Origin of the sequence: Mesorhizobium sp. Primo-A, from assembly GCF_003997175.1 — a bacterium.
Classification (GTDB): Bacteria; Pseudomonadota; Alphaproteobacteria; order Rhizobiales; family Rhizobiaceae; genus Mesorhizobium; species Mesorhizobium ciceri.
Genome location: NZ_RZTG01000003.1, coordinates 389,872 through 413,654 on the forward strand (window position 1 = coordinate 389,872; position 23,783 = coordinate 413,654).

Sequence of the window (23,783 nt, forward strand, 5' to 3'; positions counted from 1 at the left end):
TTGTCCGGGACCGCGCGATGCCAGTCCAGCACAAACCACTGCTGATCACAGGCTGCCTGCCCGGCTAGCCCTAAGCAAACTCCATGATCACAGCGTCGACAGCCAGGCTGTCGCCAGGCTTGGCGTTGAGTTTGGAGACGACAAGGTCGCGTTCGGCACGCAGCACGTTTTCCATCTTCATCGCTTCGACCACCGCCAATGTCTCGCCTGCCTTGACCTCCTGGCCTTCGGCAACGGCAATCGACACGACAAGGCCAGGCATCGGGCAAAGCAGCAGCTTCGACGTGTCCGGCGCCACCTTTTCGGGCATCAGCCTTTCCAGTTCGGCGGTGCGCGGCAGCATGGCGCGCGCGGTCACCGACATGCCTTTCCAGGCGATGCGAAAGCCATTGGCGACCGGCCTGACCTGAGCCGTAACCTTGCGCTTGCCGACCGTACCGCGCCAGACCAGATCGCCCGGCCGCCAGCCGGATGCAACGGTCAGCGCCTTGCCGCCCGCGATCGACAGATCGACTTCCATCGGAATGGAAATCATGCCCTCGATGATGGACGCCGACAGATAGTCATCATCGATCTTCACGACCCAGTCGCGCTTCAGCGCTCCCGAATGCGGCGCCAGGCGCCCGCCCAGCCGGTCAAGCCGATCACGTCGCAGCAGTTCCACTGCGGTCGCGATCGACGCCAGCACCGCTTTCTCGTCGTCGTTCGGCACGACCGGCGCGAAACCGTCGGGATATTCCTCCGATATGAAAGCGGTCGATATCCGCCCTTCCCGCCAACGCTGATGCTGCATCAAGGCAGCCAGGAACGGAATGTTGTGCTCGATTCCGTCGACGACGAAGCTGTCGAGCGCTTCCGACATGGCATCGATGGCTTCCAGACGCGTCGGCGCCCAGGTGCACAGCTTGGCGAGCATCGGATCGTAGAACATCGAGATTTCGGAGCCTTCGGTGACGCCGGTGTCGTTGCGGATGACGACATCGCCGAATTGTCCTTCCTCCGGCGGCCGGTAGCGGGTCAGCCGGCCGATCGAAGGCAGGAAATTGCGGTAAGGGTCTTCGGCATAGAGCCGGCTTTCCACCGCCCAGCCGTTCAGCTCGATGTCGCTTTGCTTCAGGCCAAGCTTTTCGCCGGCGGCGACGCGGATCATCTGCTCGACCAGATCGATGCCGGTGATGAGCTCCGTCACCGGGTGCTCGACCTGCAATCGTGTATTCATTTCAAGGAAATAGAAGTTCTTGTCCTTGTCGACGATGAATTCGACCGTGCCGGCGCTCTGGTAGTCGACGGCCTTGGCCAGCGCCACAGACTGCTCGCCCATGGCCTTGCGTGTCGCGGCGTCCAGGAATGGCGACGGCGCCTCTTCGGCGACCTTCTGGTTGCGTCGCTGGATCGAGCATTCGCGCTCGCCGAGATAGAGCGCGTTGCCATGCGCGTCGGCCAGCACCTGGATTTCGATGTGGCGCGGATCGACGACGAATTTCTCGATGAAGAGACGATCGTCGCCGAACGAACTCTTGGCTTCCGAGCGCGCGCGGTCGAAGCCATCGCGCACTTCGGCTTCGCTCCAGGCGATGCGCATGCCCTTGCCGCCGCCGCCGGCCGAAGCCTTGATCATCACGGGATAACCGATTTCGCCGGCGATCTTTTCGGCATGATCGGCATTCTCGATGACGCCGAGCCAGCCGGGCACGGTGGAAACCTTGGCGGCGTTGGCGAACTTCTTCGATTCGATCTTGTCACCCATCGCCTTGATCGCCTTGGGCTTCGGGCCGATGAAAATGATGCCTTCCGCTTCCAGCGCCTCACAGAAGGCCGCCCGCTCGGACAGGAATCCGTAGCCGGGGTGCACGGCCTGGGCTCCCGTCTCCTTGCACGCGGCGATGATCTTTTCAGGGACGAGATAGCTCAGCGCGGCTGGCGAAGGCCCGATATGCACCGCCTCGTCGGCCATCTCGACATGCACGGCGTCGCGATCGGCATCGGAATAGACCGCGACGGTGGCAATGCCCATCTTGCGCGCCGTCTTGATGACGCGGCAGGCAATTTCGCCGCGATTGGCGATCAGGATCTTGGTGAACATGCGAAATGTCATCCCTCGGGTCGGCCGTTCCTTTTATGGCCTGTGCTTGCAGGGTCAAGCCGACCATGCAATTCACTGCCTTTCAATCGACTTGCGATTCCAATTCATCGCTGTGGCCCAGTCGGGGAGCCAGCTGCCAGTTGATCGTGTCGGCAAAACCTGAAACCTTGGAAAAAAATTCGCATTGGAGGACGCCTGATGAAAACCCGCGCCGCTGTCGCTGTTGCCGCCGGAAAGCCGCTGGAGATCATGGAGGTCGACCTCGAGGGCCCGCGCGAGGGCGAAGTGCTGGTCGAGATCAAGGCGACAGGCATTTGCCACACCGACGAATTCACACTGTCGGGCGCCGATCCGGAAGGTCTGTTTCCGGCCATCCTCGGCCATGAGGGTGCCGGCGTCGTCGTCGATGTCGGCAAGGGTGTCACCTCGCTCAAGAAGGGCGACCACGTCATCCCGCTCTATACGCCGGAATGCCGCCAGTGCCCCTCCTGCCTGTCGAGAAAGACGAACCTCTGCACGGCGATCCGCGCCACGCAGGGCCAGGGCCTGATGCCCGATGGTTCGTCGCGCTTCTCGATCGGCAAGGACAAGATCTTTCACTATATGGGCTGCTCGACCTTCTCGAACTTCACCGTGCTGCCCGAGATCGCACTGGCCAAGGTCAATCCGGACGCGCCCTTCGACAAGATCTGCTACATCGGCTGCGGCGTCACCACCGGCATCGGTGCCGTGATCAACACCGCCAAGGTCGAGATCGGCGCCACCGCGGTCGTCTTCGGCCTCGGCGGCATCGGCCTCAATGTCATCCAGGGCCTGAAACTTGCCGGCGCCGGCATGATCATCGGCGTCGATTTGAACAACGACAAGAAGGAGTGGGGCGAGCGCTTCGGCATGACGCATTTCGTCAATCCGAAGGAGATCGACGGCGATGTCGTGCCCTACCTCGTCAACATGACCAAGCGTGGCGCCGACCAGATCGGCGGCGCCGACTACACATTCGACTGCACCGGCAGCACCAAGGTGATGCGTCAGGCGCTGGAAGCCTCGCATCGCGGCTGGGGCAAGTCGGTGGTCATCGGCGTGGCCGGCGCCGGCCAGGAGATCTCGACCAGGCCGTTCCAGCTGGTCACCGGCCGCACCTGGATGGGCACCGCCTTCGGCGGCGCGCGCGGCCGCACCGATGTGCCGAAGATCGTCGACTGGTACATGGACGGCAAGATCCAGATCGACCCGATGATCACCCACACGCTCAAGCTCGAGGACATCAACAAGGGTTTCGATCTCATGCATGCCGGGGAGAGCATTCGCAGCGTCGTGGTTTACTGACCGGCTCACACGACACGCTCGCGTCGAAGGCTCTGTGTTCCCAAAATACCGTGCCTCCCCGACATCGGGCGTTAGGCCGGCGGCGCGACTGACATTCCGGATGTCCGCGCCGCCGGTCGGTTCGACCCCACCTGATCCGCCCGGGTTGCCGCGATCATGGTCGATGCCGTAGACACCGGCCCATTGGCGTTTGAAATCCGTGGAGAGGGAATATGCCGGAACCCATGAAGACCATCTCCCAGGCAAAATCCCATGGCGGAGTGCAGGGCATCTATTCGCACCTGTCGACGAGTTGCTGCTGCGACATGACGTTTGCCGTTTTCGTGCCTCCACAGGCCCGGGAAACGCCTTGCCCCGTGGTGTGGTATTTGTCGGGACTGACCTGCACCCATCAAAATGTCATGGACAAAGGCGAATACAGGCGCATGGCCGCCGAACTTGGCCTGATCGTCGTCTGTCCAGACACCAGTCCGCGCGGCGCCGACATCCCTGATGACAAGGACAATTGGCAGTTTGGCGGCGGCGCCGGCTTTTATCTTGATGCAACGCAGGAGCCTTATGCGAAGAACTACCGGATGTATTCCTACCTCGTCGAGGAACTACCCACGCTGATCGCCGCTAATTTTCCGGCAGACATGTCGCGCCAAGCCATAACGGGCCATTCGATGGGCGGACACGGCGCGCTGACGATTGCTTTGAAAAACCCGCAGCGGTTCAGGAGTTGCTCGGCATTTGCGCCGATCGTGCAGCCAAGCGCTGCCGGCTGGTCAAGGCCGGCTTTCGAAAAATATCTCGGCACGGATGAGGCCTCGTGGCGGGCCTACGACGCTACTTCGCTTGTTGAAGACGGGCGCCGCTTCCCGGAATTTCTCGTCGATCAGGGAACATCGGACGGGTTCCTGAATGACGGGCTGAGACCCTGGCTTTTGGAGGCGGCCTGCGCCAAAGCCGGCATTCCGCTGACGTTGCGCATGCAGGACGGATACGACCATTCGTATTTCTTCATTTCGACATTCATGGACGACCATTTGAGATGGCATGCGGAATGGCTTGCATAGGTCGAGGTCCGAGCGATGCAATCGGATTAATCCTCGTCCAAGCGAGGAACGCGTTACTCTTTCTCGTCTCTACCGGGGCGAGGAACACGATGGCGCCGCATTGAAATTATTGAACAATTTCAACCGGAAGCGCTACCAACGCGTATAAATTTTTAGCCATTTCCATGGTTTAACTGGATTTTGGTAGCGGGAGAGGGACTTGAACCCCCGACCCCAGGATTATGATTCCCGTGCTCTAACCAACTGAGCTACCCCGCCAGGGCGGCGAAAGGCCCGAAATCCGCCTCAAATCGAAGGGCATGTCGGGGGCGTTCGCCAAGGTCGCGCGGATATAAGGTTGGGAAGGTGAGCCTGTCAAGCTTCGAAGCAACCGGCTTGCCGGCTTATCGTCATTATCGAAAAGCTTTGCCGCGGCGACATTTGGTTGTCGCCGCCGGGGTTGAGTTCGAAGGGGCACGTCGCTATGTCTCGGCCACGAGTTTTTAGAGTTTGAAACAGATGAAGCCGCGCATAGCAGTCCTCGGTTGCGGATACTGGGGCAGCAACCACATCCGCACTCTCAAGGCGCTCGGCGCGCTGCACGCGGTCTCCGATACCAACCGGGCCCGCGCGGAAGGCTTTGCCAGCGAGCAGGACTGCCTGGCGATCGAGCCGGACCAGCTGTTCGTCCGTGACGATATCGACGCCATCGTCATGGCGCTGCCGCCGCAGTTCCATGCCGACCTTGCGGTACGTGCCGTCGAGAACGGCAAGGACGTGCTGGTGGAAAAGCCGATCGCGCTGACGGTGGCGGATGCCGAGCGTGCGGTGCAGGCGGCCAAGGACAATGGCCGCGTCTTCATGGTCGGCCATGTCCTGCGGTTCCACCCCGCCTTCGAGACGCTGAAGGGGCTGATCGACAAGGGCGAACTCGGGGAGGTCCGCTACATCCACTCTCACCGGCTCGGCCTCGGCAAGTTCCACACAGAGAACGACGCGCTGTGGGACCTGGCGCCGCACGATCTGTCGATGATCCTGGCGATCACCGGCACAGAGCCGATCGAGGTGCGCGGCGAGGGGGCCGCCCTGCTCGACAATCTCAGCGACTTCGCGCATCTGCACATGCGCTTCCCCAACGGCCTGCGCAGCCATCTCTTCACCTCGCGTCTCAATCCCTATCGCGAGCGGCGGCTGACCGTGGTCGGCACCAAGGCAATGGCGGTGTTCGACGACGTCGAGCCATGGGAACGCAAGCTGGCCGTCTACCGCCACGCGGTGTGGCAGGACAGCGGCCAATGGGCCTTCACCACCAATGAGCCGTCCTATGTCGCGGTTGCCCAGGGCATGCCGCTGACGCGCGAGCTGGAGCATTTCATCCAGTGCATCGAGACGCGTGCCGAACCGCGTACCAGCGGCGAGGAAGCGATCAGGGTGCTGCGCATCCTGACCGCCGGCACGGTCACCCACACCAAGTCGAATTCCTGAAGCGCGGATTATTCGGCAGGAAACTTATTCGGCAAGAATCTTATTCCGCGGGAATCTTATTCCGCGGGAATCTGGTCCGGCCGGGCGGCAAGCCGGGTCAGCATGGCCTCGGCCTCGGCGCCACGCTCCGATCGCTCGATGAAGCCGCCGCCGAACACGCGGGCCTCGTTGCCGTCATCGGAGTAGAGCACGCAGGCCTGGCCCGGCGCGATGCCGGACTCGCCGTCTACCAGTTCCACCCATGTGGCACCGGCACGATGATGCAGCACGGCCGGGCGCGGCGGCCGCGTCGAGCGGACCTTGGCGAACAGTTCCAGGCCGCCGGCAGGGACGTCTGTGAGCGGTCCGTCGCCCAGCCAGTTCATATTGCGGAGATAGATCTTGTGCGTCTCCAGCGCCTCGCGCGGGCCAACCACGACGCGAGCCCGGTCGGCATCGAGATGGACGACGTAAAGCGGCTCGCCGGAAGCGATGCCGATGCCGCGGCGCTGGCCGATCGTGTAGCGCAGGATGCCCTCATGGCGGCCGAGCACGCGGCCGTCGATGTGGACGATGTCGCCCGGATTGGCCGCAGTTGGCTTCAGCTTGGCGATGATGTCGGAATACTTGCCCTGCGGCACGAAGCAGATGTCCTGGCTGTCCTGCTTGGCGGCAACCGCCAGCCCCATCTCCTCGGCGATGGCGCGAACCTGAGGCTTCGACAGGCCGCCGAGGGGAAAGCGCAGATAGTCGATCTGCGCCTGCGTGGTGGCGAACAGGAAGTAGCTCTGGTCACGGTCGGCGTCGACCGGACGGTAGAGCGCGCGCTGGGCGCCATTGGCGCCGGAACGGATGTAGTGGCCGGTGGCCAGCGCGTCGGCGCCGAGCTCCTTGGCGGTGGCCAGGAGGTCGGCGAACTTCACCGTCTGGTTGCAGGAAACGCACGGGATCGGCGTCTCGCCGGCGACGTAGCTCTCGGCGAAGGGATCGATGACCGCCTTGCGGAAGCGTTCCTCGTAGTCGAGCACATAATGGGGGATGCCGAGCGTCTCGGAGACACGGCGGGCATCGTCGATGTCCTGCCCCGCGCAGCATGAGCCGGCCCGGTGCGTCGCCGCGCCGTGGTCGTAGAGCTGCAAGGTGACGCCGACGACGTCGTAGCCCTCGCGTTTCAGCAGGCCGGCGACGACCGATGAATCGACACCGCCGGACATGGCGACGACGATGCGGGTGTTTTCGGGACGTCCGGGAAGATCGAGACTGTTCATGATGCTTTCGTTCTGCGCGGCGCCTCAATGCCAATGTCGAGAATATAGGTCAAGCTTTACCGGCGCGCCAGCGTGCAGGGCGATTCACCGTTTGTGGCCGATCTTCGCCAAGGGATGCATTTTCCCCCGGCAAATCAGGGTTTGCGGGCAGATGTTTCAAATGCCGGCGAAAAGACTAACGCGGCGTTCATGATCCTTACCTAGTCATTAGGGTCTGCTTAGGCAATTTTTAAAGCTGTGGCGGTAACGTGGCGGGGATTGGGTCTTTGAGTTTTTTGTAGAGAGTACGATGACCGATCTGGTTAGACCGAGAGTCAAATATGTTATCGGGCCTGACGGCAGCCCTCTTACGATTGCCGATCTGCCGCCGACCAATACACGTCGCTGGGTTATCCGGCGTAAGGCGGAAGTGGTTGCGGCCGTGCGCGGCGGGCTTTTGAGCCTGGACGAGGCATGCCAACGCTACAAGCTCACCACCGAGGAATTCCTGTCCTGGCAGGCGTCGATCGACGAATACGGCCTTGCCGGGCTGCGCACGACACGCATCCAGCAATACCGGCACTGACCATTGCGAATTTAGATGAAGGGCGCGGCTAACTCCGCGCCCTTCTGTTTTTCACGGTCACCGTTCCGCTCAGAGCGACAGCACAACCTTGCCGATCGGCTTGGTGGCAAGGAAGGCGTGAGCGGCCCCCGCCTGGTCCAGTGGGAAGCTCTTCGCCACATGGACGGTGATCTTGTTGGCATCGATCAACCGAGCCAGTTCCAGCAGGCCCTCCCTGTCGGGGAAGACCGACATACGCTCGACCCGAATATCGCGCGCACTGGCGTGCGCCCTTGTGTCGTCGCTGACATCGAGCAGTGACACCAGCACGCCGCCACGCTTGAGCACCTTCAGCGAGCGTTGGGCGTGGTCGCCCCCCATTGGATCCAGCACCAGATCGATGTCGCGAACCTGGTCGGTGAAATCGCCCTTGGTGTAGTCGATGACCTCGTCGGCGCCGAGGTTGCGGACGAAATCGAGCTTGCCCGGGCTGGCCGTGGCGACGACGTGGGCGCCGCGCGCCTTGGCGATCTGCACCGCCAGATGACCGACGCCGCCGGCTCCCGCATGCACCAATACGCGCTGCCCCGATTTCAGCCCGCCGTGGCGAACAAGCCCTTGCCAGGCGGTGAGGCCGGCCAGCGGCAAGGCGCCTGCCTCGAGGTGGCCCGCGCCCTTCGGCTTCAGTGTGATTTGATCGGCAGGTACGGCAACCAACTCGGCATAGGCGGCGGCCTGCTTGGGAAAGCGCGGCATCCCGAACACCTCGTCGCCGATCTTGAAGCCGGTGACGCCGGCGCCGAGTGCTTCGACAGTTCCCGAGATATCCCAACCCAGGATGAAGGGCGGCTCGCCGAGCAAGGGGTAGTAGCCGGCACGGACGGCGCCATCGACCGGATTGATGCCCGCGGCCTTGACACCGACCAGCACTTCGCCGGCCTCTGGCGTGGGATCGGGCTGATCGGCGATGACAAGGACGTCGGGTCCGCCGACGGAATTCTGGATAGCGGCACGCATTGAGATATCTCCTGCTCGGTTGATGCCACTATCATTTGGATAGTAATAGTCCCTTGTCCAGTATGTACCTTTCTGATACATACGCACCTCATGGATAGTGAAGATGATTGCGGTTTCGGCTATGACGCGTTCCGGCGAACGTGTCCTTCGCACACGGTGCTGGAGATGCTGGCCAGCAAATGGGTCTATCTGGTGGTTTGCGCGCTGCGCAAAGGCCGGCTGCGCAATGGCGAGCTTGCCCGGAAGCTTGACGGCATCACGCCGAAGATGCTGACCCAGACGCTGCGCGTGCTCGAGCGCGACGGATTGGTACGGCGCGAGATCTTTCCGGTCATTCCGCCGCGCGTCGAATATGAATTGACCGAGCTCGGTCAGAACCTGGCGGGACTGCTTACCCAGATCAGGTCATGGGCGGAGCAGCATGCGCCGGATATCAAGGATGCCCGTGCAAGGGCAATTGCCGAGAATGAAGGGGATTGGGCCGCGTAGGGCGGGTTTCATTCTTCTGGGCGTATTCCGCCGGGCCGCAAGCCGCGACAATGCGCCAGTCCGATGGCGAGCGTTGACGTCGCCAAGGGCAGGGTTTTAGCCGATCATGGCGCTGCGGCCACCGACTTCGGCTTCGCGGATCTTCGTGTCGCGCGATTCCAGCATTTCCGCTTTGGAAAGCTCCGCTTCAGCTTCGCCGAGTAATGATTCGGCGGCGCTTCGCTGCTGGGCGAGGTCGCTTTGGGAATTCCTGAGATTGTCGCGGCGCAGGCGAGCCGCCTTGGCGAAGGTCGGATAGGCGAAATGGTTGATGTCGGTGATGCCGGCCTTCTTTTCCTCGGCGGTAATCTGAAGCTCCAGCTCGACGGCCATGCGTTCGAACTCGGCGATCATCATGTCGAGCTGCAGCAGCTGCCGCCGCTTCTCATTCACCTGAAACTGTTTCAGCCGAACGAGGTTTTCACGTGACTTCATGATTCGGTACTCCCGGAAACGCACACCCGCACTTATCGTCCAAACCACCTGGAAACGCCCAGGCCGCACCCGTGTCCACCGGCTTTCCCCCAACTATGGGAAACAAAACCCTAAAGTTTTTTGCCGGCGGTAACCATTCGTTTACGGGCATTGTTAATCATACGGGTCAGGACTTAAGGCCGGGTAAAAATTCCGGCCACCGATGCGGAAGCGACGTCGATGAGTCCCTGGAGTCGCTTAGTCCAGGTTGTTAATGTGTTGCATTAGGAATTTGGTTCTGAGATTCGTTATTAGATTCAAGAGGGTGTAGAAAGAGGTTAAAAAATCTGGTACCGTCATGGACGGGAAATTAGGATTTGTTAACCATTCAATGGCAGCCTCTGCACAAGGCAACCACTGCTCCGGGTCCGGACGGGTCGTGAAATGGTCCGGCAGCAGAAAAGGGGAATAAAATGCGTGTTCTGCTGATAGAAGATGACAGTGCAACCGCACAAAGCATCGAACTGATGCTGAAATCGGAAAGTTTCAACGTCTACACGACCGATCTCGGTGAAGAGGGCGTCGATCTAGGCAAGCTCTACGACTACGATATCATTCTTCTCGACCTCAACCTGCCTGACATGTCAGGCTACGAGGTCTTGAGAACGCTTCGCCTTTCCAAGGTCAAAACACCTATTCTCATCCTCTCCGGCATGGCCGGCATCGAGGACAAGGTGCGCGGCCTCGGCTTCGGCGCAGACGACTACATGACCAAGCCATTCCACAAGGACGAGCTGGTTGCCCGCATTCATGCCATCGTGCGGCGTTCCAAGGGCCACGCCCAGTCGGTCATCACCACCGGCGACCTGGTGGTCAACCTCGATGCCAAGACAGTCGAAGTCGGCGGCCAGCGCGTGCACCTGACCGGCAAGGAATACCAGATGCTGGAGTTGCTCTCGCTACGCAAGGGCACCACGTTGACCAAGGAAATGTTCCTCAACCACCTCTATGGCGGCATGGACGAGCCTGAGCTGAAAATCATCGACGTCTTCATCTGCAAGCTGCGCAAAAAGCTCGACGCGGCATCGGGCGGTCAGAACTACATCGAAACGGTCTGGGGTCGCGGCTATGTGCTGCGCGAACCGGAAGACATTCGCGTCAGCGCCTGAGCGACGAATCGTTCGAATCTTTTCAATAAAAAACCCGGCTTCGGCCGGGTTTTTGCATGATGGGCTGGTAACGGTCTGCTTCTGGGCTTCCGAGCAGAAGACCGTCACGCACTTTTTCTGGAGTTGCTCAAGGATGCCGAATCAGGTGCGCTCTTCAAGGTGCGAAAGCGCTCGAGCAACTGCGGGCGGTTGAACGGCTTCAAGAGATAGCCCTGGGCGCCGGCTCGCTTGGCCCGCATGATCGAAGCAATATCGAGCTCGACCAGGGAAATCAGGATCTGCGGCCTTATCGGGCTCTCCATGGCGCGGACGCGACGGATGAGATCGACCGCCGGTACGTCGGGCAAGGCGCCATCGACGACGATGATGTCGGGCATGTCGGCGGCGCACATCTCCAGCGCGTCAAGTCCGCTGGCGGCCTCGATGACAATCATTTCGGAGCCGCCCAGGATGCGTTTTGCAACCTTCCTGATAACGCTTGAATCGTCGACGAACATGCAGCGTTTCATTTCCGGGTCCTCTTTGCCTTCTGGCAGTCCGGTAGCGTCGGGGGCATCCAGGACGCACCATAGGCCAATCTGGTAAAGAAGCCGAAAAGGCGTTAGGTAAAATTTTTATAAAGATGGGCAGGTGCCTACTTTTATTCACGAATGCTTTGGCGCCGCCTGAACGACCAGACGCATCTCAAGTCGATGAGCTGGAATTACAGCTTTAAATGAAAAAATACTTCGCTTTATCGGCTGCGCATCAGGCCGCCGAAAGCACGATTTCTTCCGGCGTCGCGTGGATCGATATCGTCATGCCGGCCTCGCGCGCCAGAAGCAGCGTGTAATAGGGCTGCACGGAATGCGCGTCGATCGGCTCCTCCGGCTTGTGGCCGGAATGCAGTTCGAGGAATTTCGGCGGCACCCGCAGCATCGGGCCAGCCGACGCAAGCGCGAAACGCGGTTCGGTCTCAAGGTTTTCCAGCGTCACGGAAAGCTTGCCGCCGCGCGGAATGGCGGCATTGGCGACGAGGATCAGGTTGAGCAGCAGCTTGACCTTGTTCTTGGGCAGCAACGCGCGGGGCCCGTTCCAGGTCAGTTCCGGCTTTTCGTTCTTGAGGAAGGCGATGGCGACCGCTTCGGCATCGCCGGTATCGATCAACATACCGGCCGAACCGGCGGCACCGAAGGCGATGCGGGCGAACTGAAGGCGGGCCGAAGCGTTGCGGGCGCTCTGACGGATCAGCTTCATGGCGTCCTCATCGGCGCCGCCTTCATCAAGCAATTCGAGCCCGTTGTTGATCGCGCCGACCGGCGAGATGATATCGTGGCAGACCCGGCTGCACAAAAGCGCTGCCAGATCGGGTGCGGAAAGGGTGAACAGATCGGCCATCGGCGAAAAATCCCTGCAAAATCTCACAACTCATGGCCGGGCGATCGATCGTCGCCTGCCACACGAATCACGCACTCTCTCCTCAGGCTTTCTGAATACACAGCGCCCGTGCGTGCAGCAACAAATCCAAATTGTGGTTGTGGCAAATGGCGTGTTCACGCAGGCTGCCGACCCCAATTGAGCGACCCCAAACAGCCTTCGAACCGCCATGTTCATGTGGGAGCTTAATGGTTGAAAAAGGATTACGGCATAATTTGCCCCTAACAGTTACCCTTAACGGCCGGCTAAAAGAGCCGTACGGGGTGCGAGGCGTCGGCGAAGGTGCTCCCTGACGGAGATTGGAAGCATGTTTTCCCGATACTACGACCGGAGCTTTCTCCGTGTCTTCTCAATGGCGGTCACGCTCCTGGGCGTTCTCGTCTTCTCGACTTCAGCCCTGCGGGCCCAGGAATACACCGCTCAGGAGATTGTCGATTCCGGTCACAAATTTTTTGGCGCCACATCGGGCGGACTCGCCACGGTGATCGAGAAGATTTTTGCCTCCTACGGCCTGCCCAACGGCTATCTGCTGGGCGAAGAGGGTTCTGGTGCGCTGATCGGTGGCCTGACCTATGGCGAAGGCACGCTCTACACCAAGAATGCCGGCGACCACAAAGTGTTCTGGCAAGGCCCGTCGCTCGGCTGGGATTTCGGCGGCGAGGGGTCGCGGGTGATGATGCTGGTCTACAATCTCGATGATGTGGGCAGCCTCTACAACCGCTATGGCGGCGTTGCCGGTTCAGCCTATGTGGTGGCGGGCGTCGGCTTCAACGTGCTGAAGAACAACAATGTTCTCCTGGTGCCGATCCGCACCGGCGTCGGTGCTCGGCTCGGCGTCAATCTCGGCTATCTGAAGCTTACCGAGCGGGCCACGTGGAATCCGTTCTAGGCTGAAGTCCTTGGCTGTCGTTGTCCAAAACCGGGACCGCTTTTGGGTCGACATGCATTAAACTCGTACCGTTGCGGCAAACCCTTGCCGCAACGCTGGATTTCCGCCATGTCAACGTGGCACAGTCAAAGCGATCTATGCGCTTTTGATGCTTGCCGGCCACAACGGGTAGTCACTTGGTCCAGTCGGTCCTGTTCTTCGTCCTCGGCTTTCTCTGCGCTGGCTTTCTGGCGCTCATGGTGGCTCCGGCCATATGGCGTCGTGCGGTCGCGCTTACACGCAAACGCATCGAATCCTCGATCCCTCTGACGCAGACCGAGATCCAGGCGGACAAGGATCGCATCCGCGCCGAATACGCCATGACGACGCGCCGCCTGGAAATCAGCGTCAAGGCGTTGCGTGAGAAGGCGGCCGAACAACTGGTCGAGATCAATCGCGGTCGCGAGGCCATGAAGGGCCTGGCGGTCGAGCGGACTGACAAGAACCAGGTGCTGACCGAGCTGGGCGCGAAGAACGAAGCGCTGCGTCAGCGAGAGGGCGAGTTGCAGCAGCTTTCGGAGCGTCTGAAGGAAACCGAACGCAAGCTGGAAAAGCGCGCCCTTGAGCTGGAAAAGCTGGAGCGCATGTATGACGACGCCAGTTTTTCCTCGAGCAGCCGGCAGATCGAGCTCGTGGCGCGAGAGTCCGAAATGCAGAAACTCGCCAGTGACATTGCGATGCTGCGCGGCCAGCGCAAGGAAGCCGACAGGCGCGGCCAGGAAATCGCGGCCGAAAGCAAGGCCGCGCGGGACGCCCTGAAAGCCGAGAAGAAAAAGACCGCCGAGCTCGACAAGAAGGTCGAACGGCTGCTGGCCACACTTGCCGATCGAGAAGACAAACTCGACCGCCGCGAAAAGGAACTGGCACGCATGCGCGAAAGATCGAAATCCGAGGACAGCGCGCCAGCCTTGCGGCTGGTCGGCAAGGGCGGCGATGTCGCGAGGAGCGATGATTTCGACAAGGCAATCGCCAAGCTCGATAGCGACCGTGAGCAGCTCGAGGCGAGGCTGACGGCGCTGGCGCGCGAGAACAAACGGCTGAAGGCGGATCTCACCGCACTGGCCGCCTCCAAGGCCGCTGACAGCAGCTCCGCCTTGCGCGAGCAGATGAACGAGCTGGCGGCGGAGGTCGTCCATCTGACGGCCAAGCTCGAGGGGCCTGGTTCGCCGATCGCCATGGCATTGGCGGTACCGTCGGACGCACGCTCCGGCAACGGTGACCGCAGTCTTGCCGACCGCGTGCGCGCGCTGCAGAAGGCTGACGCGACAAGCTGAGATCAGGTCTCCTTAGAGCATTTCACCGTTTCACGGAAACGGCGAAATGCCCTAACTCTTTGCTTTGAGGCAATTCTGGACGGAAAACCGCTTCACACTTTTCCTAGAATTGCTCTAGCCGAAAAATGATGCAGCGCGATGGCTGAAGCCGCGGCGACATTCAGGCTGTCGAAGCCTTCCGCCATGGTGATCCGCACGTCGTGCAGGCTTGCGAGCAGGTCGTCCGGCAAGCCTTCGCCCTCGGTGCCGAGATAGAGCGCCAGGCGCTCGCTGCGCTGCGCATCGCGGATGTCGGTCTCCCCGCGGGGCGAGAGCGCGAATTGTTCGAAGCCACGTCGGGCGAGCATCGTTGTGAAGCCGGCGGTGTCGGTGAACGATGCGAACGGGATCTTGAGCGCGGCGCCGACCGAAACGCGGATCGCCTTGCGATAGAGCGGGTCGCAGCACGTCGCATCCAGCAAAACCGCGTCAGCGCCAAAGGCGGCGGCGTTGCGGAAGATCGAGCCCACATTGTCATGATTGGCGATGCCGACGAGCACCACGACCAGCGCACGAGGCGGCAAGCCATCGAGCAGGGCTTCGGCCGGCTGCGGCGCTCCCTTGCGGCCCATGGCCAGGATGCCGCGATGCATGTGAAATCCGGCGATTGCGTCCATCACCGCGCTGGTTGCCACATAGACCGGGAGATCGGCGGGCGCCTTGCTCAGGATCTTGTCGAGACCCGCCAGCCGGTTTTCCAGGACGAGGACCGATTCGGCGGCAAAGCGTCCAGTTGTGAGCAGCAGGTCGAGCACCACCTTGCCTTCGGCGACGAAGCGGCCTTGCCGGCCGGCGAGGTCACGCTCGCGAATGTCGAGATAGGCAGCGACGCGCGGATCTTGCGGGTCGTCGATGCGAATGGGATCCATGCATTCCTCGCGACCGTCGCATCGGCCCGAAAATCCGGACCGCTTCCCGGCGCTCACCTTGTTTGGAAAGCACGATGCGACAATTCGGGACAATCAGCCAGCTTTGTGCGCCCCAAATCGGCGCATGCCGCTCTGAATCACCGGCGAGATCGGCGGCTGTGTGGTCAGGTTCCAGCACGGCGCAAGCGGTGCGCCATCTGGGACAGGTCATCCTTGCCGCTGCCGAAAATGCCGTCCAACATGACAAGCAGTTCTCGCACGGCGTCGGATTTGCAGGAGTAGTAAATCATCTGCCGGTCGCGGCGGGTGTCGACAAGGTCGAGCGCCCGCAACTTGGCGAGATGCTGGGACAGGGCGGATTGGCTGAGCATCACCTTCTCGGCTATGGCTCCCACCGACATTTCACCTTCGGCGAGGTAGCTCATGATCAACAGTCGCTTCTCATTGCCCATCAGCATGAGAAACTCTGCCGCCGATTCGGCGTTCACGATTAGCTTTGTCGAGACCATCGATCCCCCATGCTTCCTGTTCATCCCGACGCCATGGGGGCAATGGCGTCTGATTCCATAAATTCACTTATCGATCGGCGCTGGCGATTCAGCGTCACTAAAAGGTAGAGCATTTCACCTAAATCTCAAGTGTTGCTTTTGATCCAGCATAATTAAGTCTCAGTCCCGGCGTCGACAATGGCTCGGCCCGCCCTCGCCATATCGACCAGAACGTGCCGCAATTCACCTGCTGCGCCCAGAGGTTGCGGGTAAAAGACCCGGCAAGCGCCGTCGCCCGACACCAGATCCATGCCATCGGCATCGAATCCGGCAATACGCCAGCCGTTGCCGGATACTTTGGCGAAATGCTGTGCGTAAACGGCGATCGCGTCGAGATGGTCGGCGTTCATGTGGTCGATGGCCGATTGTTCGCGCGCCGCGAGTTCCTCGACGACCGGTCCGCTGGCGAGCAGATCCGATCGGTCGAGCTGATAGGCCTTGCCGAAGCCGCCGTTGAGGCTGGCGCGTTGCGGATCGAGGCGAAAGATCGAAAAGTCACCGAGACCGGCGTAAAGTTTCGCCCTGGCATTGTGATTGAGGTAACGGCGCTCGGTGCGGGCGTGTTCGGCCGATCCGCGCTCGATCCTTACCGCCTGGCAGACCAGTGTCAGGCGCGGGTGCGCCAGCGGGTCGCCCTTGCCTGGTTCGCCGAGCAACAGGGAACAGCGCGGGTCGGCAAGCAGCGCGCCGGTGTGCGCCGAAAGCATCGACACCAGGATCAGCGGTGCGCCGTCGATGTCGGTGGCCACGCCAACCCTGCTGGCCAGCGGCGAGCCGGTTTGCGGTTCGATCACCGCCAGGGCGCCAAAGCGGGCGCTGCGCAGAAGCGTCTTCGCCAGCCGGATCGCTTCGGCGTCCGTCTCACGGATCACGTCCTTCTTCGGGTCGTCCAAGGCAGCACCGCAGTAAGTTGATTTTTGTTCTCTAGTTATCGGTCAGCAAGCCGGATTTGACAAGGTCGTCGATCTCGGCTTTCGCAAAGCCGAAACGTGCCAGCGTTGTCGACGGCAACAAATCCTCATCGCCGGGCATAGTGGCCAATGTCGGTTGCGAACTCGAGAAACGCGGGGCCGGGGCCGGGCGCTCAAATGCACCTGCCGTCACAGAGGCGTTGCGTGCCCGATTGTGCGGGTGGTGCTTTGCCTCTTGCAGCGACAGAACGGGTGCAACGCAGGCATCGGTTTGCGCGAACAACCGGTCCCAGTCGTCGCGTGGTTTCTGCCGGATCCGATCGGCAATGGCGGCGCGCATCGGCGGCCACAGGGCCTTGTCGTACTGGCCGGATGCAAAGCACTCGTCGAGCGGCAGCAGCCTCGCGAATTCGGCGAAGAATTGCGGCTCGAGACAACCGATGGCGATATGACGTCCGTCCGACGTCTCATAGGTGTCGTAGAACGGGGCGCCGGAATCGAGCAGGTTCGCGCCACGCTTGTCGCTCCACAAGCCGGCCGCCATCAAGGCGTGCAGGGGCACCGCCAGCATCGAGGCGCCATCGACCATCGCGGCGTCGATAACTTCACCCTTGCCCGTGCGCGAACGTTGGAACAGGGCGGCCAGCACACCGGCAATCAGCATCATGGCGCCACCGCCATAGTCTGCAACGAGGTTGAGCGGCGTGACGGGACGGCCGCCGGCATGGCCGATGGCGTGCAGCACGCCGCTATAGGCGAGGTAGGTTATGTCATGGCCGGCGCGGCCGGCGAGCGGACCGCCCTGGCCGAAGCCGGTCATACGGCCGTAGATCAGCGCCGGGTTACGCACCAGCACCGTTTCCGGGCCGAGGCCGAGCCGTTCCATGACGCCCGGGCGAAAGCCTTCGAGCAACATGTCCGCCTTTTCGGCAAGGCGCAGCAACAGATCGGTGCCTTCACGGCGCTTCAGGTCGAGGCGCAGCACGGCGCGGCCATGGCGGTCGATGTTATACTCATCCGGCAGCGGCAGGAGCTGGCTCGTCCCCGCCCGTTCGATGCGCAACAGTTGCGCGCCCATCTCCGACAGCATCAGGCCGGCCAGCGGCACGGCGCCGAGCCCGGCCATCTCGATCACCTTCAGCCCGGTCAGCGGACCGGTTTTAGCGGCAGCGGACAGGCCGGCGCTCATGACCGGTTTATTTCGGCGCCATGCGAATGGCGCCGTCGAGGCGAATGGTCTCGCCGTTCAGCATCTGGTTCTCGATGATGTGCAGGGCGAGAGCGGCATATTCGGACGGTTCGCCCAGGCGCGACGGGAACGGCACGGCGGCGCCCAGTGAATCCTGCACCTCTTGCGGCATGCCGGCCATCATCGGCGTCTTGAAGATGCCGGGAGCGATGGTGCAGACGCGGATGCCGGAACGGGCAAGGTCGCGCGCCACCGGCAGCGTCATGCCGACGACGCCGCCCTTGGACGCCGCATAGGCGGCCTGCCCGATCTGGCCATCATAGGCGGCAACCGAAGCGGTGTTGACAATGACGCCGCGCTCGCCGCCCGGCAGCGGCTCGAGCTTCGACGCGCGTTCGGCGACGAGGCGGATCATGTTGAACGTGCCGATCAGATTGACCTCGATCACCTTGCGGTACTGATCAAGCGGATGGGGACCATCCTTGCCGATCGTCTTCACACCGATGGCGATGCCGGCGCAATTGATCAGGATACGCGGCTCGCCAAGCTTGGCGGCGACGTCGGCGAGGGCAGCAGTCCCACTGTCGGCGCTGCTGACGTCGCATTGGACGGCAATACCGCCGATCTCGGCCGCGACCTTGACCGCGCGGTCAATACCGACATCGAAGATGGCGACGCGGGCTCCCTTGGTGGCCAGCGCGCGCGCCGTTGCCTCGCCAAGGCCGGAGCCGCCGCCGGTGACGATCGCGATCTGGCCGTTCGGGTTCATGACGTCATCCTTTGATCTCAGGAACAGTGGACGGATCAGGCGCCAGATCGATGGGAAAGGTCAAGCCATCGCCGCGGTAGGATCGGTCACCCTGGCCTGATCGGCGTGGCAGACCTCGCCCAAGAGCCTGGCGACCGCGCCCGGCGCGATCTCGTGCGACAGCAGCCGGTCGAGGTCGACGGGGCGCGGCATCGAAATCTGGCCGCGCGGAATCCGCTTGAAACCGAGCGGCCCGTAATAGGGCTCGTCACCGACCAGCATGACGGCAGGTGCGCCGGCCCGGGCAGCGGCCTCCAGCGCGATCGCCACCAGCCGGCGGCCGATGCCGAGATTCTTGAAGGCCGGCCGCACGGCGAGCGGCCCGAGCATCAATGCGCGGCCGGCACCGGCGGCGATGCGGGTCATGCGCACCGAGGCGACGACGATGTCGCCATTGACGGCGACAAAGGACAGCGAGCGCTCGTGCCCTCCGGCCTCACGAATCTTGTAGGCGGCCAGCACAAAGCGGCCGGGCCCGAAGGCTTCGTCGTTGATGGCTTCGATCTCGGGGTCGTGCGCCGGGGTTTCCGGCAGGTATTTCACGTCGGCAAGGCTCATGGTCTTTGCGGTCCGGTACAAGGAGGAAAGGTTGCTGCAAACGGCAGCATTCGCCAGTCAGCGCTTCATCAAGCGCGGGCGCCCTTTCGTCGTCGGTCAAACCGGATCAAAGCAAAGTCGAACATGCGGATTGTCCGCTAGCATCAATTTCCCGCCGCTGCAATCGGCCGTTTCTGTCCGTCATTTCGGCCAAGTGACGGTCTGTTCAGCACCTGACGTCTTCGACAGGGCAGCCTTGCGCCTACATCAACCAACAGGACGCAAGGAGATTCGCATGGGATTGCTGGTCGAAGGAAGATGGCAGGACCGCTGGTACGATACGGCGGACAATGGTGGCAGGTTCGTGCGGGCGCAGTCGCAATGGCGCGACTGGATCACCGTTGGCGGGGCGCCTGCCGAAGGCCGGACGCGCGGTTTCAAGGCCGAGCCCGGCCGCTATCACCTCTATGTCTCGCTTGCCTGTCCGTGGGCCCACCGGACGTTGATCTTTCGTGCGCTGAAGAAGCTGGAGGGCATCATATCGGTGTCCGTGGTGCATCATTTCATGGGCGCCAACGGCTGGACGTTCGTAGCTGAGGACGGCGCCACGGGCGACACGCTCTACGGCCTCGACTTCCTGCACCAGATCTATGCCAAGGCCGATCCCGCCTATTCGGGCAGGGTGACTGTGCCGGTGCTGTGGGACAAAAAGGAGCAGACCATCGTCTCCAACGAGTCTTCCGAAATCATCCGCATGCTGAATTCAGCCTTCGATGATTGGGGCGACGCCAGCTTCGATTTCTATCCGAAGGCGTTGCGCGGCGAGATCGACCGCATCAATGCGCTGGTCTATCCCGCCATCAACAACGGCGTCTATCGCGCCGGCTTCGCCACCACGCAACGCGCCTATGAAGAGGCTTTCGGCGAGCTGTTTTCGGCGCTGGATACGTTGGAGGAGCGACTGGCAAAACAGCGCTATCTCGTCGGTGGTCGTATCACCGAGGCCGACTGGCGGCTGTTCACCACGCTGGTGCGCTTCGATCCGGTTTATGTCGGCCATTTCAAATGCAATCTGCGCCGCATCGCCGACTACCCGAACCTGTCCAACTATCTGCGCGATCTCTATCAGGTCCCTGGCGTGGCCGGGACGGTGAACATGCATCACATCAAGGCTCATTATTACGGCAGCCACCAGACGATCAATCCGACGCGGATCGTGCCTGTCGGACCGGATCTCGATTATGCCGCACGGCATGACCGGGCCCGCTTCGAGAAAGCGGCGGCCTGACCTACCAGTAGGGCGAGGGCTGCTCGCCGTCAAAAACCTCGGCGATCCGGCGCAGCGTCGCCGGCGTCGTGCCCCGCGGCAAGCGGTCGAGCGGGAAGAAGCCGGCTTCGGCGATCTCGTGGTCCGGCAGCTTCGGCGCCGTCTGGCTGAAATGCTCGAGCAGATAAAGGCCGACATGATCGCGGCGGCTGGAGCGGCGGTTGAAATGCATCGATTTGAGCACCGGCGGGGCGGTCAGTGCGATGTTGCCTTCCTCGGCCAGTTCACGGGCCAGCGCCTCGTTCATCGTCTCGCCGACTTCGACGCCGCCGCCGGGAAGCTGCCAGCCCGGTACATAGGTATGGCGAATAAGGAAGACGGATCTGGACGCTGTGTCGTGGATCAGGCCGCGCACGCCAAGCGTCATCGGCCTCCGCAGCACGAAATAGAGATGGAACAGCCTGGCCCTCAACCCTGGCCAGCCGGTCTGGCGGAAGGCATCTTCAGGGCTCGTCATTGATAGCGAAACCGTGGGTGGAAAGCCGCGCGCGGGTCGCCTATGAAGGTTGTATGTTCAGGCTCGCGCATATTTCCGATGTCCATCTGGGGCCGCTCCCCGATGTATCCTATCGCGATCTCGCCTCCAAGCGCGTGCTCGGCTATGTCAACTGGCAGCGCAACCGCCGCCGCCATATGCATGATGCGGTCATTGACACGATCGTCGCCGACATCAAGGCGAACACGCCTGATCACCTCGCCGTCACCGGCGACCTGGTCAATCTGGCGCTCGACGGCGAGATCGAGATGGCCAGGCACTGGCTGGAGACGCTGGGGCCGCCGCATGATGTTTCGGTCGTTCCGGGCAATCACGACGCCTATGTGCCAGGCGCCTTCGACAAGGTCTGCCGGTCCTGGGCGGCGTGGATGAGCGGCGACGGCGTCAACACGCCGGTCGACCGCAACGCCTTCCCCTATCTGCGTGTACGCGGCAATGTCGCGCTGATCGGCGTCTCGACGGCGCGCGCCACGGCACCCTTCATGGCCAATGGGTTTTTCATGGAAGGCCAGGGGGATAGGCTCGGCAAAATCCTCCAGGACACTGCCGGACAGGGGCTGTTCCGCGTCATCATGATCCATCATCCGCCGGTGCGCGGCGCGGTCCCGCAGCACAAGCGGCTGTTCGGCATCGCCCGCTTCAACAAGATCATTCGCCGCCATGGCGCCGACCTTGTGCTGCACGGCCATTCGCATCTGCCGTCGCTGTTCTTCATCGGCGGTCGAGGCGTCAGGATCCCGGCGGTCGGTGTCGCTGCCGCCGGCCAGGCGCCGGGTGGCAAGCACCCGGCGGCGCAGTATAATCTGTTCGACATCGACGGTGAAAAGGGAAACTGGCGGATCCGGCTGACACGGCGCGGCCTGACCGGGCCGTCCATACCGCCATCCGATCTGCAGACGGTGGAGCTTGGCGCCGAGGCCGCTATGGCCGCAAATTGACAACCATGGCCATGATGCGGTCCCAGAACAGGACGACCGACACCACAAGGCCGACCAATGCGCCGGCAGCGACCAGGCCAAGCCCGGACAGAAGGGCCGACCAGCGTTTGCCGCGCTCCGTCGCGCGCAGCGGCGGTTCGGCTTCTGGCACATACGCACGTTTCAGGCCGGCGACGGCGGGTTCGACGCCGCCTTCCAGCATCCTCTGACGCTCGACGATGCGCTCGGCGACATAGCGCGTCACGGAATCGGCAACCGATTTCATCTCAGTGGATTCGGCAAGCACCACCCGGCCGATGCGGGTGTCCTTGAGGAAGCGATAGGTGCGGCGGTCGCGCCCCATGGCGACATGGCTGATGGCGTCGATCCACAGGCGCGGCTGCAAGCCGGACGAGACGACAAAGTCGAAATTGTCCATGTCGGCCGGAACATCGGCAAAAACCGGCGCCAGCTCGGCGGCAAGCAGATCGAGGCGCATGCGATGCGCCTCGCGCATGTCGACGACGACATCGTCGCGGTCGGCGAAGGCATTTTTGACATCACGGATGGCATCGGACAGTTTCTTCGACTGGTCGATGGTCTTCTCGCCTGCTTCCTTCATCGGCGTCTGCCTCGTGGGTTTGGTTAACACTGGGTTAACACAGCCGCCGGCAAAATGCACTGGCGAGATCGACGGCGTCGGGGTGCTCAGGAGGGTCGTCGTGCGCGAAAAGGTCAGCTGGCTGCGGCGGCGAATTTCTGGCGGTGCGGCCTGGCGCGGCGGCTGGTGTTGCGGCGAATGATCTCGGCAACGAGGTCGGGTGCTTCCTCGGCCAGCATATGGCCCGCCTCCAGCACGTGGTGCACGTGAAAATGCGCCGGCAGGTCATCCGCCTGGGTAAAGGGCAGCACCGCATCGCTGGTTCCCCATGCCACCATTACCGGCATGTTCAGCCGATCGAGGCGATCGTGCGGGATGACGCCTTGCCGATCGTCCACGGTCATGGCGGCCGCGATCCCGACCAGCTTTTCGAGTTGGCCGGGTCGCCTGCGCATTTCCCAAAGGATGTCCACCGTATGTTCGAGCGGCAGGGCAGAAGGTCCCGACATCTGGGAGAGGCAGGAGCGGATCTCGGACCGATCCGCGGCTTCGGCATAGCGGCGCAACAGCGGCCCGTTGATTTCGGGGCCAAGGCCGCCCGGCGCCAGAAGCGTCAGCGAGGCTATCTTTTCGGGCTCGGCCAGCGCCATCAGCGCCGCCACGGCACCACCCATCGAGTGGCCCACGAGATGAACGCGCTTCAGCCGACGCTCCGAGAGGTCGGTCAGCACGGCCTTGGCCGCCACCCTGGCCGGACCGGCGGCGGGAAAGTCGAGCGACATCCCATGCCCAGGCAGATCATAGGCCAGCGTATGCGTGGAAGGCGTCAGGGCGGAAATCACCTCGCGCCATACATCGTGGCAGCCGCCGAAACCGTGCAGCAGGACGATGGCCTTCGAGCCAACACCCTCTTCGGCGGCAAAAAGTGATGCGGTCATGAAAGCTGATTTTTTGTTATTGCAGAATGCGCGACACCAATCGTGGCTGAATTGCTCCTAGTCCGACATGATGACCAGTAAAATTTTCGCGATTTGTACGGTTGTGTACAGAACTTGGGGATCAACCGGCATTCG

Annotated in this window: 25 protein-coding genes and 1 tRNA gene; 10 read left to right on the plus strand and 16 right to left on the minus strand. The window is 62.1% G+C overall.

What is annotated here, in order from left to right; translation table 11 throughout:
- Window positions 1-70: 70 nt before the first annotated feature.
- Window positions 71-2,083, minus strand: coding sequence for an acetyl/propionyl/methylcrotonyl-CoA carboxylase subunit alpha (locus tag EOC83_RS07320; protein ID WP_063170220.1), 2,013 nt, complete (start codon window positions 2,081-2,083; stop codon window positions 71-73).
- 198 nt (window positions 2,084-2,281) lie between these two features.
- Between EOC83_RS07320 and EOC83_RS07325 the strand changes: the two genes are divergently transcribed.
- Both EOC83_RS07325 and fghA read left to right on the plus strand, forming a co-directional pair.
- Window positions 2,282-3,409 (plus strand): S-(hydroxymethyl)glutathione dehydrogenase/class III alcohol dehydrogenase, encoded by a 1,128-nt coding sequence (locus EOC83_RS07325; RefSeq protein ID WP_063168878.1) that lies wholly within the window; start codon window positions 2,282-2,284, stop codon window positions 3,407-3,409.
- 212 nt (window positions 3,410-3,621) lie between these two features.
- The gene (gene fghA, locus EOC83_RS07330; RefSeq protein WP_063168877.1) at window positions 3,622-4,467 is read left to right on the plus strand and encodes an S-formylglutathione hydrolase; all 846 of its coding nucleotides are present in this window, start codon (window positions 3,622-3,624) and stop codon (window positions 4,465-4,467) included.
- 181 nt (window positions 4,468-4,648) lie between these two features.
- On the opposite strand, the gene EOC83_RS07335 is transcribed toward fghA, so the two are convergent.
- Window positions 4,649-4,725, minus strand: a tRNA-Met gene (locus EOC83_RS07335).
- Window positions 4,726-4,965: 240 nt separating this feature from the next.
- Between EOC83_RS07335 and EOC83_RS07340 the strand changes: the two genes are divergently transcribed.
- Entirely contained in the window at window positions 4,966-5,931 is a 966-nt protein-coding gene (locus EOC83_RS07340; RefSeq protein WP_013529902.1) for a Gfo/Idh/MocA family oxidoreductase, read from the plus strand.
- Window positions 5,932-5,987: 56 nt separating this feature from the next.
- Here EOC83_RS07340 and mnmA read toward each other — a convergent pair whose 3' ends face one another.
- Complete coding sequence (gene mnmA / locus EOC83_RS07345) at window positions 5,988-7,178, minus strand: tRNA 2-thiouridine(34) synthase MnmA (protein ID WP_063168876.1); 1,191 nt, start codon at window positions 7,176-7,178, stop codon at window positions 5,988-5,990.
- A gap of 289 nt (window positions 7,179-7,467) precedes the next feature.
- Between mnmA and EOC83_RS07350 the strand changes: the two genes are divergently transcribed.
- Window positions 7,468-7,743: a DUF1153 domain-containing protein gene (locus EOC83_RS07350; RefSeq protein ID WP_013529904.1), complete on the plus strand. Its 276-nt coding sequence runs from the start codon at window positions 7,468-7,470 to the stop codon at window positions 7,741-7,743.
- A gap of 69 nt (window positions 7,744-7,812) precedes the next feature.
- Here the strand turns inward: EOC83_RS07350 and EOC83_RS07355 are convergent, their stop codons facing one another.
- On the minus strand, window positions 7,813-8,739 hold the full coding sequence (locus EOC83_RS07355) for an NADP-dependent oxidoreductase (protein WP_063168875.1): 927 nt from the start codon (window positions 8,737-8,739) through the stop codon (window positions 7,813-7,815).
- A 90-nt stretch (window positions 8,740-8,829) separates the two neighbouring features.
- Between EOC83_RS07355 and EOC83_RS07360 the strand changes: the two genes are divergently transcribed.
- On the plus strand, window positions 8,830-9,228 hold the full coding sequence (locus tag EOC83_RS07360; RefSeq protein WP_013529906.1) for a helix-turn-helix domain-containing protein: 399 nt from the start codon (window positions 8,830-8,832) through the stop codon (window positions 9,226-9,228).
- A gap of 96 nt (window positions 9,229-9,324) precedes the next feature.
- Here EOC83_RS07360 and EOC83_RS07365 read toward each other — a convergent pair whose 3' ends face one another.
- On the minus strand, window positions 9,325-9,702 hold the full coding sequence (locus EOC83_RS07365; protein WP_013529907.1) for a flagellar export protein FliJ: 378 nt from the start codon (window positions 9,700-9,702) through the stop codon (window positions 9,325-9,327).
- Between the two features lie 452 nt (window positions 9,703-10,154).
- Here EOC83_RS07365 and ctrA point away from each other — a divergent pair, with 452 nt between their 5' ends.
- Window positions 10,155-10,850 carry a cell cycle two-component system response regulator CtrA gene (ctrA, locus tag EOC83_RS07370; protein ID WP_006203583.1) on the plus strand — a complete coding sequence of 232 codons (696 nt, stop codon included), beginning with the start codon at window positions 10,155-10,157 and terminating at the stop codon, window positions 10,848-10,850.
- Between the two features lie 104 nt (window positions 10,851-10,954).
- Here the strand turns inward: ctrA and EOC83_RS07375 are convergent, their stop codons facing one another.
- Together EOC83_RS07375 and EOC83_RS07380 are read right to left on the minus strand one after the other, a co-directional pair.
- Window positions 10,955-11,359: a response regulator gene (locus EOC83_RS07375; protein WP_024504503.1), complete on the minus strand. Its 405-nt coding sequence runs from the start codon at window positions 11,357-11,359 to the stop codon at window positions 10,955-10,957.
- Between the two features lie 238 nt (window positions 11,360-11,597).
- Window positions 11,598-12,227: a histidine phosphotransferase family protein gene (locus EOC83_RS07380; RefSeq protein WP_024504504.1), complete on the minus strand. Its 630-nt coding sequence runs from the start codon at window positions 12,225-12,227 to the stop codon at window positions 11,598-11,600.
- Between the two features lie 391 nt (window positions 12,228-12,618).
- Between EOC83_RS07380 and EOC83_RS07385 the strand changes: the two genes are divergently transcribed.
- Window positions 12,619-13,155 (plus strand): EipA family protein, encoded by a 537-nt coding sequence (locus tag EOC83_RS07385; RefSeq protein WP_224621527.1) that lies wholly within the window; start codon window positions 12,619-12,621, stop codon window positions 13,153-13,155.
- 176 nt (window positions 13,156-13,331) lie between these two features.
- Complete coding sequence (locus EOC83_RS07390) at window positions 13,332-14,468, plus strand: hypothetical protein (RefSeq protein WP_063168874.1); 1,137 nt, start codon at window positions 13,332-13,334, stop codon at window positions 14,466-14,468.
- Between the two features lie 92 nt (window positions 14,469-14,560).
- Here the strand turns inward: EOC83_RS07390 and EOC83_RS07395 are convergent, their stop codons facing one another.
- From EOC83_RS07395 to EOC83_RS07420, 6 genes are all read right to left on the minus strand, one after another.
- Window positions 14,561-15,376 (minus strand): RNA methyltransferase, encoded by an 816-nt coding sequence (locus EOC83_RS07395; RefSeq protein WP_063168873.1) that lies wholly within the window; start codon window positions 15,374-15,376, stop codon window positions 14,561-14,563.
- A 164-nt stretch (window positions 15,377-15,540) separates the two neighbouring features.
- The gene (locus EOC83_RS07400; RefSeq protein WP_013529913.1) at window positions 15,541-15,885 is read right to left on the minus strand and encodes a metalloregulator ArsR/SmtB family transcription factor; all 345 of its coding nucleotides are present in this window, start codon (window positions 15,883-15,885) and stop codon (window positions 15,541-15,543) included.
- A 152-nt stretch (window positions 15,886-16,037) separates the two neighbouring features.
- Window positions 16,038-16,817 (minus strand): HugZ family protein, encoded by a 780-nt coding sequence (locus EOC83_RS07405; RefSeq protein ID WP_063168872.1) that lies wholly within the window; start codon window positions 16,815-16,817, stop codon window positions 16,038-16,040.
- 31 nt (window positions 16,818-16,848) lie between these two features.
- Complete coding sequence (locus EOC83_RS07410; protein WP_063168871.1) at window positions 16,849-18,024, minus strand: CaiB/BaiF CoA-transferase family protein; 1,176 nt, start codon at window positions 18,022-18,024, stop codon at window positions 16,849-16,851.
- Window positions 18,025-18,031: 7 nt separating this feature from the next.
- Window positions 18,032-18,793, minus strand: coding sequence for a 3-hydroxyacyl-CoA dehydrogenase (locus EOC83_RS07415; RefSeq protein WP_027162200.1), 762 nt, complete (start codon window positions 18,791-18,793; stop codon window positions 18,032-18,034).
- A gap of 60 nt (window positions 18,794-18,853) precedes the next feature.
- Entirely contained in the window at window positions 18,854-19,390 is a 537-nt protein-coding gene (locus EOC83_RS07420) for an N-acetyltransferase (RefSeq protein ID WP_013529917.1), read from the minus strand.
- A gap of 274 nt (window positions 19,391-19,664) precedes the next feature.
- On the opposite strand from EOC83_RS07420, the gene EOC83_RS07425 reads away from it, so the two are divergent.
- Window positions 19,665-20,657, plus strand: a complete 993-nt coding sequence (locus tag EOC83_RS07425) for a glutathione S-transferase family protein (RefSeq protein ID WP_063168870.1) — start codon at window positions 19,665-19,667, stop codon at window positions 20,655-20,657.
- Between the two features lies 1 nt (window position 20,658).
- On the opposite strand, the gene EOC83_RS07430 is transcribed toward EOC83_RS07425, so the two are convergent.
- Entirely contained in the window at window positions 20,659-21,153 is a 495-nt protein-coding gene (locus tag EOC83_RS07430; RefSeq protein ID WP_063168869.1) for an NUDIX domain-containing protein, read from the minus strand.
- A gap of 53 nt (window positions 21,154-21,206) precedes the next feature.
- Between EOC83_RS07430 and EOC83_RS07435 the strand changes: the two genes are divergently transcribed.
- On the plus strand, window positions 21,207-22,130 hold the full coding sequence (locus tag EOC83_RS07435; RefSeq protein ID WP_013529920.1) for a metallophosphoesterase: 924 nt from the start codon (window positions 21,207-21,209) through the stop codon (window positions 22,128-22,130).
- On the opposite strand, the gene EOC83_RS07440 is transcribed toward EOC83_RS07435, so the two are convergent.
- The gene (locus EOC83_RS07440; RefSeq protein WP_063168868.1) at window positions 22,114-22,731 is read right to left on the minus strand and encodes a hypothetical protein; all 618 of its coding nucleotides are present in this window, start codon (window positions 22,729-22,731) and stop codon (window positions 22,114-22,116) included. The genes EOC83_RS07435 and EOC83_RS07440 overlap by 17 nt on opposite strands.
- A gap of 113 nt (window positions 22,732-22,844) precedes the next feature.
- On the minus strand, window positions 22,845-23,648 hold the full coding sequence (locus tag EOC83_RS07445; RefSeq protein ID WP_024504511.1) for an alpha/beta fold hydrolase: 804 nt from the start codon (window positions 23,646-23,648) through the stop codon (window positions 22,845-22,847).
- Between the last annotated feature and the right edge of the window lie 135 nt (window positions 23,649-23,783).